11 protein-coding genes and 1 pseudogene are annotated in these 14,832 nt (G+C 67.6%); 7 read left to right on the top strand and 5 right to left on the bottom strand.

Annotated features, from left to right (window positions below):
- Nucleotides 1-55: 55 nt before the first annotated feature.
- The gene (locus OHU89_RS01610; RefSeq protein ID WP_405639093.1) at nucleotides 56-1,072 is read right to left on the bottom strand and encodes a LacI family DNA-binding transcriptional regulator; all 1,017 of its coding nucleotides are present in this window, start codon (nucleotides 1,070-1,072) and stop codon (nucleotides 56-58) included.
- A gap of 283 nt (nucleotides 1,073-1,355) precedes the next feature.
- On the opposite strand from OHU89_RS01610, the gene OHU89_RS01615 reads away from it, so the two are divergent.
- The 4 genes from OHU89_RS01615 to OHU89_RS01630 all read left to right on the top strand — a co-directional run bounded on the left by OHU89_RS01615 (nucleotide 1,356) and on the right by OHU89_RS01630 (nucleotide 6,244).
- Entirely contained in the window at nucleotides 1,356-2,666 is a 1,311-nt protein-coding gene (locus OHU89_RS01615; RefSeq protein ID WP_405639095.1) for an extracellular solute-binding protein, read from the top strand.
- 100 nt (nucleotides 2,667-2,766) lie between these two features.
- On the top strand, nucleotides 2,767-3,738 hold the full coding sequence (locus OHU89_RS01620; protein ID WP_405639097.1) for a carbohydrate ABC transporter permease: 972 nt from the start codon (nucleotides 2,767-2,769) through the stop codon (nucleotides 3,736-3,738).
- Nucleotides 3,739-3,751: 13 nt separating this feature from the next.
- Entirely contained in the window at nucleotides 3,752-4,693 is a 942-nt protein-coding gene (locus OHU89_RS01625; RefSeq protein WP_405639099.1) for a carbohydrate ABC transporter permease, read from the top strand.
- 90 nt (nucleotides 4,694-4,783) lie between these two features.
- A complete protein-coding gene (locus OHU89_RS01630; protein ID WP_405639101.1) occupies nucleotides 4,784-6,244 on the top strand; it encodes a GH1 family beta-glucosidase in 1,461 nt (486 codons plus the stop codon).
- A gap of 173 nt (nucleotides 6,245-6,417) precedes the next feature.
- Here the strand turns inward: OHU89_RS01630 and OHU89_RS01635 are convergent.
- From OHU89_RS01635 to OHU89_RS01645, 3 genes and pseudogenes are all read right to left on the bottom strand, one after another.
- Nucleotides 6,418-6,687 (bottom strand): annotated as a pseudogene (locus tag OHU89_RS01635) (transposase); the annotation flags it as partial.
- Between the two features lie 189 nt (nucleotides 6,688-6,876).
- Nucleotides 6,877-7,380, bottom strand: coding sequence for an LGFP repeat-containing protein (locus OHU89_RS01640; protein ID WP_266898500.1), 504 nt, complete (start codon nucleotides 7,378-7,380; stop codon nucleotides 6,877-6,879).
- 1,091 nt (nucleotides 7,381-8,471) lie between these two features.
- Nucleotides 8,472-9,206: an alpha/beta fold hydrolase gene (locus OHU89_RS01645; protein ID WP_405639104.1), complete on the bottom strand. Its 735-nt coding sequence runs from the start codon at nucleotides 9,204-9,206 to the stop codon at nucleotides 8,472-8,474.
- Nucleotides 9,207-9,422: 216 nt separating this feature from the next.
- Here OHU89_RS01645 and OHU89_RS01650 point away from each other — a divergent pair, with 216 nt between their 5' ends.
- The gene (locus tag OHU89_RS01650; protein ID WP_405639106.1) at nucleotides 9,423-10,619 is read left to right on the top strand and encodes an RNA-guided endonuclease InsQ/TnpB family protein; all 1,197 of its coding nucleotides are present in this window, start codon (nucleotides 9,423-9,425) and stop codon (nucleotides 10,617-10,619) included.
- Between the two features lie 1,099 nt (nucleotides 10,620-11,718).
- Here the strand turns inward: OHU89_RS01650 and OHU89_RS01655 are convergent.
- Complete coding sequence (locus OHU89_RS01655; RefSeq protein ID WP_405639107.1) at nucleotides 11,719-12,450, bottom strand: TetR/AcrR family transcriptional regulator; 732 nt, start codon at nucleotides 12,448-12,450, stop codon at nucleotides 11,719-11,721.
- Between the two features lie 114 nt (nucleotides 12,451-12,564).
- On the opposite strand from OHU89_RS01655, the gene OHU89_RS01660 reads away from it, so the two are divergent.
- Nucleotides 12,565-13,161, top strand: coding sequence for an NADPH-dependent FMN reductase (locus OHU89_RS01660; RefSeq protein ID WP_405639109.1), 597 nt, complete (start codon nucleotides 12,565-12,567; stop codon nucleotides 13,159-13,161).
- A gap of 15 nt (nucleotides 13,162-13,176) precedes the next feature.
- On the top strand, nucleotides 13,177-14,721 hold the full coding sequence (locus tag OHU89_RS01665; protein ID WP_405639111.1) for an MDR family MFS transporter: 1,545 nt from the start codon (nucleotides 13,177-13,179) through the stop codon (nucleotides 14,719-14,721).
- Nucleotides 14,722-14,832: the final 111 nt, after the last annotated feature.

Genomic DNA, 14,832 nt, shown 5'->3' on the forward strand with positions numbered 1-14,832 from the left:
CAGGCCGACGTTCGGGGTGTGCGAGCAGGTGGCTCACCAGCACCCCCTGATGGACTCATGACGATTCGCGTACGACGAGCTCAGTGGGAAGCGTGACGCGCCGACGCGGCCTCTTGGGATCGCCGATCTCTTCCAGAAGGATGTGTCCGATCATGGCGCCGATCTCCTCGACGGGCTGACGCACGGTGCTGAGGGGTGGATTGGTGTGCCGGGCGATGATGGAGTCGTCGAATCCGACCACGGCCACGTCGTCGGGGACACTCCTCCCCTGCCTGCGCAGCTCCGCCAGAGCCCCCGCCGCCATGACGTCCGAGGCGACGAACAAGGCGTCGAGCTCGGGAACCCGTTCAAGGAGTGAACGCATCGCCGCCTCGCCGCCTTCCTCGGTGAAGTCGGCCGAGGCCACGAGTCGGTCCGTGGCCTGGTGGCCCGCCTTCTCGAGGGCCTCACGCCATCCCTGGAGCCTGCTGCGCGCTACGTCCATGTCAAGCGGTCCGCTGATGGTGGCGACGGTGCGCCGCCCCCGCGCGAGCAGGTGGTTGACGGCCGTCGCGGCTCCGCCCGTGTTGTCGGAGTGCACGTGGCTGAGCGACTCGTCGGGGGAACGGCGTCCGGCGAGCACCGTGGGCAGTCCCATGTCCTCGAGCAGCCCCGGCAGCGGGTCGTGCTCGTGGACAGAGACCAGGAGCACCCCGTCGACACGCCGTTCCGCGACGGACTCGGTGAGCTGGTCCCGCTCGGCCTGGTCGCGGACAAGCACCAGTTGGAGCTGTGTGCGGGTCTCCGCGAGGGCGGTGCTGACACCGCGGATGACCGCCGAGAAGTAGGGCTCGGAGCCCAGTCTGCTCTCCGACTCGGGGATCACCAGGGCCACGGAGTTCGTCCGGCTCGTCACCAGCCCCCTGGCAACCGAGTTCGGGACGTAGTTGAGTTCGGCGATGGCGGCGAGCACGGCGGCCCTCGCCTTATCGCTGACGAGCTCGGAGCCGTTGATGACTCGTGAAACCGTGGTGCGTCCGACGCCGGCGCGCGCGGCCACGGTAATGATGGTCGGGCGTTGCCTCTCCCCCATGACGCCTCCCTCGCTCGGCGATGCCTGGACGGCTTTCACCTGCGCATTGTGCCAGATCTGAGGAGAGCGCCCGCGCGGCCCGGGTGCGGGCTCGCGACATCTTTCGGCAACGAAGTGGATTCAACTTCTTGACAGACGCCTTTCGTGGCGGCCAGGCTGCGGGCTCTTGAGTGGGTACGTTCCCACCGTCGATTGGGAACGTACCCACCGGACAAATCGTGCCTGCGGGGCGGACCGCGGGGCGCGAACTCCGGTGCGTCAGCGCCGCCGCTAGGAGGACGAAATGAACAAGTTCCGAAGGACGTTGCGTACGAAAGCCGTGGCCGCTGTGTCCCTCGCGTCGGCTCTCGGCCTGGTCGTGGGCTGCGGGGGCAGCGACGGAGGGACCGGTGGAGGCAAGAAGGACGGCAAGGTCACCATCACCATGGGGCTCTTCGGCGTCATGGGCTTCAAGGAGACCGGTCTGCTCGACAAGTACATGAAGGAACACCCGGACGTCATCATCAAGGCGGACGTCGCGGGCGATGAACAGACGTACTACACCGCCCTGCAGACCCACTTGGCCGCAGGCAGCGGACTCAAGGACATCCAGGGCATAGAAATTGGTCGGGCCAAGGAACTGTCCGACACCCAGAAGGACAAGTTCGTCGATCTGGCCGGCGTGGCCGGGACGGACCACTTCCTTCCATGGAAGCAGAGCCAGGTCACCGCCGCCGACAAGAAGGTCATCGGCCTCGGCACCGACATCGGCCCCATGGCGGTCTGCTACCGCAAGGACCTCTTCGAGCAGGCCGGACTGCCCACCGACCGCGACGAGGTCGCCAAGCTGTGGGAGGGCGACTGGTCGAAGTACGTCGACGCGGGCAAGCGGTTCAAGCAGGACTCGAAGGACGACAAGGTCGCCTTCATGGACAGCTCCAGCGGGCTGTTCAACGCCATGATCTACGGCAACTCCCAGCAGTTCTACGACAAGCAGGGCGAGCTGATCTACGCCACCAACCCTGTCGTGAAGGACGCGTGGAAGCTGGCCTCCGAAGCGGCCACGTCCGATCTGACCGCCAAACTCCGCCAGTTCCAGCCCGGTTGGGACCCCGGCCTGGCCAACAGCACCTTCGCCAGCACCGTCTGCCCGGCATGGATGCTCGCGCACATCAGCGAGAAGGCGGGACCGAAGAACAAGGGCAAGTGGGACGTCGCCAAGGCACCCAAGGGCGCCAACTGGGGCGGATCGTTCCTCGGTGTGATGGAGAAGAGCCCCGTCAAGAAGGAAGCGCAGGACCTCGTCGCCTGGCTCACCGCCCCCGAGCAGCAGGCCTACCTCTTCGAGAAGATCGGCAACTTCCCCTCGTCGCAGACCGCGTTGGAGATGCCCGCAGTCGTCGATGCCACGTCGGACTACTTCAATGGCGCGCCCATCGGAAAGATCTTCGGCGCCGCGGCCCAGGAGATCCCCGACGAGCAGGTGCTCGGCCGCAAGGACGGCACCATCAAGGACATCTTCTCGCAGGGTCTGACCTTGATCGAGGCCCAGAACAAGAGCCCGAACGACGCGTGGAAGACCACTGACGAGCGCATCGAGAAGGCCGCCGGCTGACCTGGGGCCCTTGCCCGCCGCCGCCCGGCGCCCCACGCACGGCCCCCATGGGTCGCCGGGCCCCTGCCCGCCTCTCCCCCTCCAGGAAGGACGCCTTCCGGTGGCCATCTCCACCTCGACACCCCCCGACGGTGCGCCCGGCATCGGCGCGGAGCGTCAGCGGCGCCGCACGCTGCTGCACCGCCTCGACGTCCGGGGCGCCCCGTACGCCTTCGTCGCCCCGTTCTTCATCGTGTTCGCCGCCTTCAGCTTCTACCCGCTCATCTACACCTCGTGGATCTCGCTGCACCGCGTCGAACTGTCGACCCTGAACCTCATGGAGTGGGTCGGCTTCGACAACTACACGGCGCTGTGGGACGACGACCGATTCTGGAACGCGCTGCTCAACACCTTCACCATCGGCGTCCTGTCGACCGTGCCCCAGCTGCTGATGGCGCTCGGACTGGCGCACCTGCTCAACTACCAGCTGCGCGGCTCGACGTTCTTCCGCGTCGCCGCCCTGACGCCGTACGCCACGTCGGTCGGCGCCGCTGCCCTCGTGTTCACAATGCTCTTCGAACGTGACTTCGGCATGATCAACTGGATGTTGAGCCTCGTCGGTGTCGACAACCTCGACTGGGAGAACAACAAGTGGGCCGCGCAGACAGCGATTTCCTCCATCGTGATCTGGCGCTGGACCGGCTACAACGCGCTGCTCTACCTCGCGGCGATGCAGGCGATCCCGCGCGACCGCTACGAGGCCGCAGCCATCGACGGCGCCTCACGGTGGCAACAGTTCCTGAAGGTCACCGTTCCCGGCATCCGTTCCACCATCGTGTTCACCATCGTCCTGTCCACGATCGGCGCCACGCAGCTCTTCGGTGAGCCCCTGATCTTCGGCCAGGGCCCGAACGGCATCACGGGAGGAGCCGACAACCAGTACCAGACGCTGGGTCTGCTGCTGTACGAGGAGGGCTGGAAGAACTACCAGATGGGCCGCGCCGCCACGGTCGCCTGGGCGATGTTCCTGCTGCTCATTCTCGTGTTCGTCGTCCAACGAATCGTCAAGCGCGTCATCACGCGCAGGACCTGACCGGGAGATCTCCATGACCACAGACAGCATCCCGGTCCAGACGACGGACGCACGCCCCGGGACCGAGCGGAAAACCCGCAAGGCCACCCCGCCCGGCAAACGGAGCCGGCAACTGTTCCGGCATCCGGGCGCCGGACGCCAGCACCACGCGGGTCCCGTCGCCTACATCCTGCTGGCAATCGCGGCGCTGTTCTCGCTCTTCCCGCTCTACTGGACGATGGTGGCGGCCTCGACCGACAACACGCGCGTCACCCAGACGCCTCCGCCGTTCCTGCCCGGCCCCCATCTCCTGGAGAACCTCGGCAAGGCCTGGCAGGACGCCGCGCTGGGCAAGGCCATGCTCAACAGCCTGATCGTGGCCGGCGTGATCGCCCTGTCCACGGTCCTGTTCGCCACCCTCGCCGGCTTCGCGTTCGCCAAACTCCGCTTCAAGGGCCGCAACATCCTGTTGATGCTCGTCATCGGCACGATGATGGTGCCGCCCCAACTGGGCGTCGTACCGCTGTTCATGATGATGACGGAACTGGGCTGGGGCCAGAAGCTGCCCGCCGTCATCTTCCCCACCCTCGTCAGCGCCGTCGGCGTGTTCTTCATGCGGCAGTACCTGTCCGAAGCGCTGCCCGACGAACTCGTCGAGGCCGGACGGGTGGACGGTGCGCACTCCCTACGCATCTTCTGGAGCATCGTGCTGCCGATCGCCCGGCCTCCCATGGCCGTACTGTTCATGATCACGTTCGTGCACGCCTGGAACGACTTCTTCTGGCCCTTCATCGTGCTCGACATGACCAATCCGACGGTGCCCGTCGCCCTCACCCAGCTCAGCGCGGGATACGTGCGCGACCAGTCGCTGATCATGGCGGGCGCGCTGCTGGGCACGCTGCCACTGCTCGCCCTCTTCATCGTCTTCGGCCGTCAGATCGTCGGCGGAATCATGCAGGGAGCGGTCAAGGGATGACTGCCGTGCCGACCCCCCGCTGCCGCGGCCCCTCGACGCCCCCACCCCGCTTCGCCTCCCCCTCCCCGCAAGCCACCTGGAAGGACCCCCGTGAGCACCGCAACCCGACGCGTCGCGCCCGCCCCGCAGAACATCGCCGTCCGCACCTTTCCGCAGGGATTCACCTGGGGCACTGCGACCGCCGCGTACCAGATCGAGGGTGCCGCCTCCGCCGACGGACGCACACCTTCGATCTGGGACACCTACTCACACACGCCCGGCAAGGTGCGCAACGGTGACACCGGCGACGTCGCCACCGACCACTACCACCGCTGGCGCGAGGACGTCGACATCATGGCCGACCTCGGAGTGAGCGCCTACCGGTTCTCCCTGTCGTGGTCACGCGTGCAGCCGACCGGCCGCGGCCCGGCCGTCGAAAAGGGGCTCGACTTCTATCGCGCCCTGACCGACGCACTGCTGGAAAAGGGCATCGAACCGGTCGTCACGCTGTACCACTGGGACCTGCCGCAGGAGTTGGAGGACGCCGGCGGCTGGCCGGAGCGCGCCACCGCCGACCGGTTCGCCGACTACGCGGCCCTGGCGGCACATGCGCTGGGAGACCGGGTGAAAACCTGGATCACCCTCAACGAGCCCTGGTGCAGCGCCTTCCTCGGATACGGCTCAGGCGTCCATGCGCCCGGGCGCACCGACCCAGTCGCGGCCCTGCGCGCGGCGCACCATCTCAACCTCGCCCACGGCAAGGCCGTACAGGCCCTGCGCGCCGAACTGCCCGCCCGCGCTCAGGCGTCCATCACGCTCAATATTCATCATGTCCGCGCGCTGACCGAGGCAGCCGAGAACGTCGACGCGGCCCGGCGGATCGACGCACTGGCCAATCGTGTCTTCACCGGCCCGCTGCTGGAAGGCCAATACCCCCAGGACCTTTTCCAGGACACGGCGAGTCTGACCGACTGGTCCTTCGTACGGGACGGCGACACCGCCACCATCCACCAGCCGCTGGACTTCCTGGGCGTCAACTACTACACGCCGACGCTCGTCTCCGCGGCCACCGGCGAGGCCAGCCATGGTTCCGACGGCCACGGCGCGAGCGAGCACAGCCCCTGGCCGGGCGCCGACAACGTCGCCTTCCACCGGCCGCCGGGCAGCACCACCGCGATGGGCTGGGCGGTCGACCCCAGCGGTCTGTACGACCTGCTGACGCGACTCGATACAGATTTCCCCACGATGCCTCTGGTGATCACCGAGAACGGGGCCGCGTTCGACGACTACGTGAACCCGGAAGGCGAGGTAGCCGACCCCGAACGCATCGCCTACCTCCACGGCCACCTGTCAGCCGTGCACCGGGCGATCGTGGCCGGCGTCGACGTCCGGGGCTACTTCCTGTGGTCTCTGCTGGACAACTTCGAGTGGGGTTACGGCTACAGCAAGCGCTTCGGTGCCGTCTACGTCGACTACCCGACCGGCAAACGCATCCCCAAGTCCAGCGCGCGGTGGTACGCCGACGTGGTCCGCACCCACCGCCTGCCGCAGGAGAGCGGCGGGAATCGGTGAGCGCGGGGAGAGCCGCATGACCGCCCGATGCACTCAAGGCCTCGCCACCGGTCCCACGGCGACGGCTTCACGGTCGGGCCTGCACCTGATTCGGTCAGCGGCTTCTCCCCCAACCGTCGCCACGCAGGGGGGAGTTGTCTAACCTCTTGCTCGCGTAACCGAGTTTCCGCTCTGGCCACGAACTCGTGCGTACCGCCGCAGGAATCGCAGCGGATCAGGGTCTGCCGCCCGCATCGATACCGCTTGGGCAGCTGGGCCAGGGCCATTCGCGTGGCCTCGATGTGATCGGCAGCGGTGTTGCTCCCGGCATTCCCCGGCCGCAGCACCTCAGCCACCAGCTCCCCGCTCCCACCCGGGCCGTGGCCGACGAACGCCATCAGCCGGGGATGGCCATACGTCGTCTTCCAGCTCGCGGCGGCGTCCTGCTCGTCGGAGCGCGCGATCCCGTCCCGGGCTGGGAGGCGGCACGGGCCCGGACTGCAGTCCTTCGGTCCAGGAGGCCCCTCACCCCTCCCCTGGCCGCGAACGTACCGGCCACCAAGAACACGTGAACCGGGCAATTGCCCGCAACACCGGGTGAACCGCTGAAGGCCGAGCCTCGGAACGCCGTCCCAGGCGTCCTTCGCCGTTGGTCAGTCGATGAGGGTGCTGCGGTGCGCGACGGCCCCCTTCGCGAGCGACCAGCTGATGTGCCCGTGCTGGAACCGACTGGAGCGACTGTCTCCCGTGCCTACCTCGTCGCCCGCCGGATAGCCGAGGAAACTGCCCTCCCAACCCATGTTTGACCACAGGTCGCGGATGGCTCCGTGGACCTCGTGGGCGCCGGTCTGCGGGGTCCAGTAGATTGAGCCACCCTGGAAGTGGTTGAAGCGTCCGACGCTGTCTGGGCACCCCAGCTCGTCCGTCGCGGGATATCCCATGAGTCCGCTGGATCCTCCAAGTTGGGCGTACTTCACCCGGATGTCCCCGTGAACCTCGTGCGCCCCCGTGTCCGGCGACCAGTAGATGGATCCGTGCTCGAAGTCGCGCGACGTGCCGCGCCCGTCAGGGTTCGGCCCTTCATGGCTTCCGGCACCCGCGTCGAACGGGGAGCCGATCCACGGAACCTGGGCCCGCTTGTCGTCGATTGCAGTCATCTTGTCCTCCATATCGCGATGACGGGGCAGCGGACCGTCCACCGGCAGCAGGTCGAAGAAGCGGTGCTCAGCGGCGGACTCGTATGCGGCTCGCTACCCCTTCATGGGATCCACGGGACGCCTCCTCAACCGACTGCAGGAGGTGAGGCTTACCAGCACACATAGACGGGCCACGCCCCTGTCCCGACAGCACGGGCCAACAGTTGCAGGTGAGCCTGTGTTCGTTCGCGCAAGCGCCGGCTCATCGGTGTTGCCAGCAAGTACGCACCGGCACTTTCACTCCCATGGACCTTTTAACACGCTAGGACCGAACGACCTTGATCGCATTCTGCGGCAATGGGAACAACAGCGGAGAATTCCTCATGCCCTATTCCTCTATCGATCATGAGGCAGACGCTGTGTGTCGCGCCGTATGGGCGCCGGGTTCCAGCTGCCTCATCGCGCACTGGAACCTGTTCGGCGACCTGGGTCGCGGCCGCCCGGATCGCCTCGGCAGACGCACTCGCGCGGTCACGGGACACGATCTCCAGGCGGTGAACGTCTCGGCGGCACCATCTGGCAGCACGTCGACGACACGGCCGTTCTCGATGTCGATCAGGACAGTGCCGTAGACATGACCGCGCTTGAGAGCGAAGTCGTCGACGACCAACAGGCGGGGACTTCGCTCCGGCGGCTCGGCAGGCAGCCGACGCACCCGGTCGAGCAGGGTGTTGGAGCAGACGCGGCAGTGCACCATGGCTGCCAGCCGGGCGCCGGCCGTCCGGCGAGGAAGCGTCCGATCGCGGTGAGCATGTCTTGCTGCAGCTGGCTGCGGCGACCGTGCCGGAAATTGAGCACATCCACCTGCTCCACGAAGGTCCTTCGCGGGCAGGACGGCAGTTCGCACCGGAACCGTCGGACGGTCAGATGGATCGTCGTGGACCCCGAGGCGCTGATACGGAGGCCGCCGCCTTCGGCTCGTATGTCTTCTATCGCGACGCCCGCCAGGTGCGGCATGGCCGCCGTCAGGCGGGAGGACGAGGGCGCCTGGGGATCTCAGCGACACTGAGATCCCCCTTGTCTCGCACCGGTCTTGGCTCTGCGATCGGCAACTACGAGGGTCCGCGCAAAAATGGCCTGATGGTGCGGACGAGTTCCTCGGGTTGATCCCACTGGGGCGTGTGTGTGCCCGGGGTCTGCACTACCTCGACCGCGAGTCGGGCGGCGAGCCAGGCAGCGGCCTCGTCGAAGAAATCCGCTGATTCCTGGCTGACCAGGACCTGGGTAGGGGTGGTGATGCCGGCGAGCGTCGCGTCGTCAGGGCGGTAGGACTCGAAGGTGCCCATCTCGACGTTGAAGAGGGTCTCCCCGTTTGAGGCCATCCTGTGGCGCAGGTCCGGGTCCAGGCGATCCCAGTTGTCGTCGCCCGCGGCGAATCGGATGAAGTGCTCTACGGCTTCCTGAGGCCCCCCAGCAGCCATGCCCGCTTCGACGACCGACCCCACAACGGCCTGGACCTCGCCTGGGTTCTCCAGGACTGAGACGAGGATGGGCTCGTGCAGGACGGCGCGGCTGACGACGCCAGGGTGGCGGATGAGCAGGTCGAGGGCAGTGATCCCCCCGTAGCTGTTGCCGAACACGGCGGCGGGAGCAAGCGCGAGCGCGGTGAGAAGTGCTGCGGCGTCGTCGGCCTGCTCAACTACAGAGGTGGTCTCCCACCCGCTGGGGCGGGGGCTGCGGGAGTTGCCGCGCCTGTCGTAGGTGACCACGGTGAATTCGTCGGACCAAGGATTTTCGACAAGCCCCATCGCCTGGGCTGCCATCACCTTGATGACCAGGCGTCTCACCTGGCCCGCTCCTGCAAGAGCGTGGCCCTGACCTCGAGCCCGTCAGCGCAATTGGGGTCATCGGAATCCTTTTCGTGGATACCCCTGGCTTCAGCCGGGGGAGGAATCGAAGCTCCTGCGGAGCAGGGGATGGTGCTGGGATGCGCTGCCAGGGCGGATAGCAGTGCCCTGACCGGCACGTTTGATCGCTACCCGCGGTCTGGCTAAGTTGTGGGCGTGGCCGTGAACCCTGTGAAGCGGGCGTTCAAATACCGCTTCTATCCGAGTGATGTGCAGGCGGCGGAGCTGTTGCGGACGTTCGGTTGCGTGCGCAAGGTCTACAACCTGGCGCTCGCCGCCCGGACTGAGGCGTGGGCGCGGCAGGAGCGGGTCAACTACCACGCCACCTCGGCGATGTTGACGGCGTGGAAGAAGACCGGGGAGCTGGCGTTCCTCAACGAGGTGTCGTCGGTGCCGTTGCAGCAGACGTTGCGGCACCTGCAGAGTGCGTTCACCCACTTCTTCGCCAAGCGGGCGAAGTACCCGCGTTTCAAGTCGCGGAAGAGGTCGCGGAAGTCGGCGGAGTACACCAGCAGCGGATTCCGTATCCGGGACGGCGCCCTGACGCTGGCGAAGATGGCGGCTCCGCTGGACGTCGTGTGGTCCCGGCCGCTCCCTGAGGGGGCGGCGCCGTCCACGGTGACCGTGTCGCAGGACGCGGCCGGGCGCTGGTTCGTCTCGATCCTGTGCGAAGACCCGTCCGTGAAGCCACTTCCCGCCACGGACGCAGCGGTCGGCATCGATGTCGGTCTGGACCACCTGCTGACCCTCTCCACCGGGGAGAAGGTCGCCAACCCCCGCCATGAGCGCCGTGACCGGGCCCGGCTGGCCAAGGCGCAGCGGGAGCTGTCCCGCAAGGCCAAGGGCTCGGCGAACCGGGACAAGGCCCGCCGTCGGGTCGCCAGGATCCATGCGAGGATCGCCGACCGGCGCCGGGACCTGCTCCACCAGCTGACGACTCGGCTCGTGCGTGAAAATCAAACCCTCGTGATCGAGGACCTGACCGTGACCAACATGGTCAGGAACCGTCCGCTCGCCCGGGCTATTTCGGATGCGGGCTGGCGTGAGTTCCGCTCGATGCTGGAGTACAAGGCCGCCTGGTACGGGCGGGAAGTGATCGCGGTGGACCGCTACTTCCCCTCCACCAGGCTGTGCTCCGCCTGCGACACCCTGCAGGAGAGGCTGCCGCTCAACGTCCGTACCTGGACGTGCGAGACCTGCGGGATGGCCCATGACCGGGACGTGAACGCGGCGAACAACCTCCTGGCCGCCGGGCTGGCGGCGACGGTCTGTGGAGCCGGTGTAAGACCTCAACGGAGTTCTCCGGGCGGGCAGTCGGCGATGAAACAGAAAACCCCACGGCGCGAGCCGTAGGAATCCTCCTCGTTCACGAGGAGGAGGAAGTCAATCAGCAGCCTCAGCGCAGTACGTACGCGACCAAGGAGACAGGCTCTGAGCCTTCGTTGAGGCCTCGGACCGTCCACGAGCTGGGCGACTCGAACGTTGCCTGGATGTAGCGCTCAGCCTCGGCCCGAAAACCGCGGGGGAAGGTGTCGTAGCCTCCGCCTGTGGCGACCTTTCCCGCAGGACAGGCTGCAACTGCAAACCCAGACTCGCCCGGGGCGATCGTGACCCCGTCGCCTGAGTACTGCTGCCTGCCCTTCGACCCCCCTCCGCCTTCAGGGGCCGTCGCCTGCGCGCTTTGACCGCAGTTGACAGGCTGGGTCCCGGTGAAAGTGTTCCCCTGGCCGACGTGCCCCGACGGGAAGCACGCGACCGTGACTGACGGAAGACCGAGGAGCGCCAGCAGCGAGTCGTCATCCGCATGGGCGCTACCGGAACCAAGGCCGATCAGGACTGCGGCGACTATCGTCCCCGTCGTGCTGATCCTCTTTATGAGATTCACCCTGGCGTCCTCGCGTTCGTTTCTTGCACTAGACCGAAAGGATGTCGAGCCGACTTCAGTCGGAGGCCCATACGGTTGGCGACACCACGGCCTTGCACCCATTGGCAGCAACAGGTCGCGCTCACAACCCTCGGCCGGACCCGCGGGGTGTCTCGCCCGGAGAGGTTCCCTGTCCTGTCCGGGCACCCGCAGCAGATCCTGAACACCGCGGACGCCGTCGCATGGTGCACGGCCAGGTCGTATGACCGGTACGTTCTGGCACCCCGGGGAGCAGGCTCCGGGTACGAACACCTGCGGCGCAGCGCCAGCATCACGACGGTCGTTCAGAGCTAGCGCGCCTTTCAGACCTGCTTGAGCCACCACCAGTTGACCCGACGACTCGGCAACGCCGTGTACACCATCGGCTGCATCGAACGGTGTCGGTGATGGTCGCTGCCTGGGTGTTGCTCAAGCGGTGGGTACGGACGGTGAGCTGGTTCTCGCCGCAGGTCTGGCGACGGCCCGGGGGATCCGACGTCGGCGAGTGTGGTGCGGGCCCGGTCGGCGTCGACGAGGGCGGCCGTGGTGTCAGATGCCGAGGCGTTCCGCGATGCCGCCCAGCACGCAGTCGAGGCCGAACTCGAACGCCCAAGTGTGGTCGTCCTTGCGCGCCGCCTCCGCGCCGTAACGCTCGTAGGTCGGGTAACGGCCCGTGCTCATCAGGTAGCTCATCTGCGGAGCGAGCGCCTGACGGGTCTCGTCACCGCCGGCCCAGCCGTGCCGCTCCTGATACTCGCGCAGGACGATCTCGGCCTGGGTCGAGCCGTGCACATAGGAGTTGACGGTGCGGAAGGCGGCCATCATCGAGTCGGCGTCCAGGTCGCACGCGGCGAGCGCAGCCAATTGCCGTTCGGCCACGGCCATCCGCGACGGCGTGAGCGAGATCAGCGGAATGGATCCCATCCATGGGTGCGCCAACATCAACTCCCGTGTCTGCAGGGCGAAGGAGCGCAGCACCTCCCGCCAGCTGGCGGCATCGTCCGGCGCGGCCAGCTGCCGGGAGACCCGGTCGACCATGAGCGCCCAGAGGTCGTCCTTGCCTGCCACATGCCGGTAGGCCGCCATGGGGGCGACGCCGAGTTTCGTGGCGAGACGGCGCATGGTGACGGCGGCGGCGCCTTCCTCGTCGGCGATCTCGACCGCGACGGCGGCGATCCGCTCCAGGCTCAGCGAGGCCCGGGGTGCTGAGGCGGGCCGCTCCATGCGCTCCCAGAGAGAGGGCTCCACGACCTTGCTCTCGTCCTGCTTCCGCGCCGCCATGGCACAGCTCCTCTTCATCGATGTCGCGTACAGCGTATCTCTAGTAGACGGCGTACACATCAATGTGTACGTTGTACTCACCAAGATACGACGTACACAACCAGGGGGTCCGCCATGCCTGCCACCACCGCGCCACTGCGCGTCGCCGTACTCGTCGGCTCCACCCGCGAGGGCCGCTTCGGGCCCGTCGTGACCAAGTGGCTCAGCGGCCACCTCGAGCAGCGCCACGACATGAGCGCCGATGTCGTCGACCTCGCGGAGATCCCGCTGCCGACGGTGTTCCCGGCCTTCGGCCAGCAGCCGCCGCCCGGTACCGAGCAGGCGCTTGCCCTCGTGACGCCGCGGCTCGCCGCCGCCGATGCGTTCGTGTTCGTCACGCCCGAGTACAACCACAGCTATCCGGCACCCCTCAAGAACGCCATCGACTGGCACAACGAGCAGTGGCACGGCAAGCCGGTCGCGTTCGTCTCGTACGGGGGCCTGTCGGGCGGTCTGCGCGCGGTGGAGCATCTGCGGGTCGTCATGGCCGAGCTGAATGCCACGACCATCCGCAACACGGTCAGCTTCCACGAAGCCTGGAGCCGATTCGACGAGTCCGGCGCCGTCAAGGACCCGGCCGCCGACACCGCCGCGAAGGCGCTGCTCGATCAACTGGCCTGGTGGGGCCACGCCTTGCGTACCGCCAAGGCCCTTCATTCGTACGTCGCCTGAGCCGGCCCCGCAACCGTGACGGACTTCCTGAAGCAACGTAGGAACGAACAGCATCCCGGAACCACCACACCCGACGAGACCGATGCCCCGCCTTCCCGACTCGTCATCCTCGGCCTGCTGCTCGGCATCGTGCTCGCCACACTCGACGGCACCGTCGTCGGCACCGCCCTGCCCACCATCGTCGGCGACCTGGGCGGTCTCGACCAACTGTCCTGGGTGCTCACCGCGTATCTGCTCACCATGGCCGTCTCCACACCGATATGGGGCAAGCTCGGCGATCTGTACGGCCGCAAGGGCAGCTACCTCGCGTCCATCACGGTCTTCCTCGTCGGCTCCGTACTGTGCGGACTCGCCCAGGACATGGGGCAGTTGATCGCCTTCCGCGCACTCCAGGGCCTCGGCGCCGGCGGCCTGTTCGTGGGAGCTCTCTCACTCATCGGCACGCTGCTCGCTCCGGCGGAGGCCGGGCGGGCCCAGTCCCTCATCGGGGTGCTGCTGCCCGCCGCGACGATCGGCGGGCCGCTGGTCGGCGGCTTCCTCACCGACCAGTGGGACTGGCGATGGGTGTTCTACGTCAATGTGCCGGTCGGCGTCATGGCACTCGCCCTCATCGGCTTCGGGGTGCGACTACGCGGCGAACGCGTCAGGGCGCGGATCGACCTGGCCGGCGCGGGGCTGCTGACCGTCGCGATCCTCGCCCTGACACTGCTCGCGAGCTGGGCAGGGACGACGTACGCCTGGACATCACCGCAGATCATCGGGCTCGGCCTGGTGTTCGCGGCGACGCTCGCCGCCTTCGTGCGCGTGGAGCGGCGCGCCCCGGAGCCGGTGATCCCGCCCCGGCTGTTCCGCGACCGCAACTTCACGGTGGCGCAGGTCCTGAGCTTCGTCACGGGTGCGGCCATGCTGGCGGCGGCGAGCTATCTGCCGCAGTACATGCAGTTCGTGCAGGACATGTCGTCCACGGAGAGCGGTCTGCTGCTCATCCCGCTGATGCTCGGCATGATCGGCGCGCAGCTCGCCATCGGGCGGCGGGTGAGCGACGGCGGCCGCTACCGCCACTACCCGATCGCGGGCGGCGCGCTGGCCACAGTTGGCGCCCTGGCCCTGCTGACGCTCCGCACCAGCACGACCGCGGGTCTGGCCTCCGGTCTGACGTTCGTGCTCGGCGTGGGTATCGGCTGCCTGATGCAGCCGACAATGCTGATCACGATGAACAGCGCCGAACCGCGCGACATGGGCGCGGCCAGCGGCACCCAGACACTGCTGCGCACCATCGGTGGCTCGCTCGGCACCGCAGTCCTCGGTTCCGTCTATACGAACCGTCTCGCCGCCGCCGTCACGGACCGGCTCGGCGCCGACGGGCAGCGACTGACCGACGGGGAGCTCACTCCCGCGCTGCTGCGGGACCTGCCGGGCCCGGTCCAGGACGCGTTCCGGGCCGGCGTCGTCGACGGACTGCACGGTGTCGCGCTCGGCACGGCGGCACTGTGCGCCGTGACGTTCGCGGTGTCCTGGCTGATCCGGGAGGTCCCGCTGCGGGGCAGAAACTCTTCCTGAGGGTCACCCCCGCAGACAGGAGCAAGACCCGCCCCCTGAAGCGGGTGTCGCAGGTTCGACATCTAACTGCCTCACCCACTGCGGGCGAAGCGTCCAGGTCGCAGGGAGACG

Source organism: Streptomyces sp. NBC_00019, assembly GCF_045041015.1.
Lineage (GTDB): Bacteria > Actinomycetota > Actinomycetes > Streptomycetales > Streptomycetaceae > Streptomyces.

Excerpts from the sequence above, each read along its gene's own strand:
- OHU89_RS01615 (WP_405639095.1), top strand. The coding sequence starts at position 1,356 with ATGAACAAGTTCCGAAGGACGTTGCGTACGAAAGCCGTGGCCGCTGTG.
- OHU89_RS01655 (WP_405639107.1), bottom strand. The coding sequence starts at position 12,450 with ATGGCGGCGCGGAAGCAGGACGAGAGCAAGGTCGTGGAGCCCTCTCTC.
- OHU89_RS01610 (WP_405639093.1), bottom strand. The coding sequence starts at position 1,072 with ATGGGGGAGAGGCAACGCCCGACCATCATTACCGTGGCCGCGCGCGCC.
- OHU89_RS01625 (WP_405639099.1), top strand. The coding sequence starts at position 3,752 with ATGACCACAGACAGCATCCCGGTCCAGACGACGGACGCACGCCCCGGG.
- OHU89_RS01660 (WP_405639109.1), top strand. The coding sequence starts at position 12,565 with ATGCCTGCCACCACCGCGCCACTGCGCGTCGCCGTACTCGTCGGCTCC.
- OHU89_RS01640 (WP_266898500.1), bottom strand. The coding sequence starts at position 7,380 with ATGACTGCAATCGACGACAAGCGGGCCCAGGTTCCGTGGATCGGCTCC.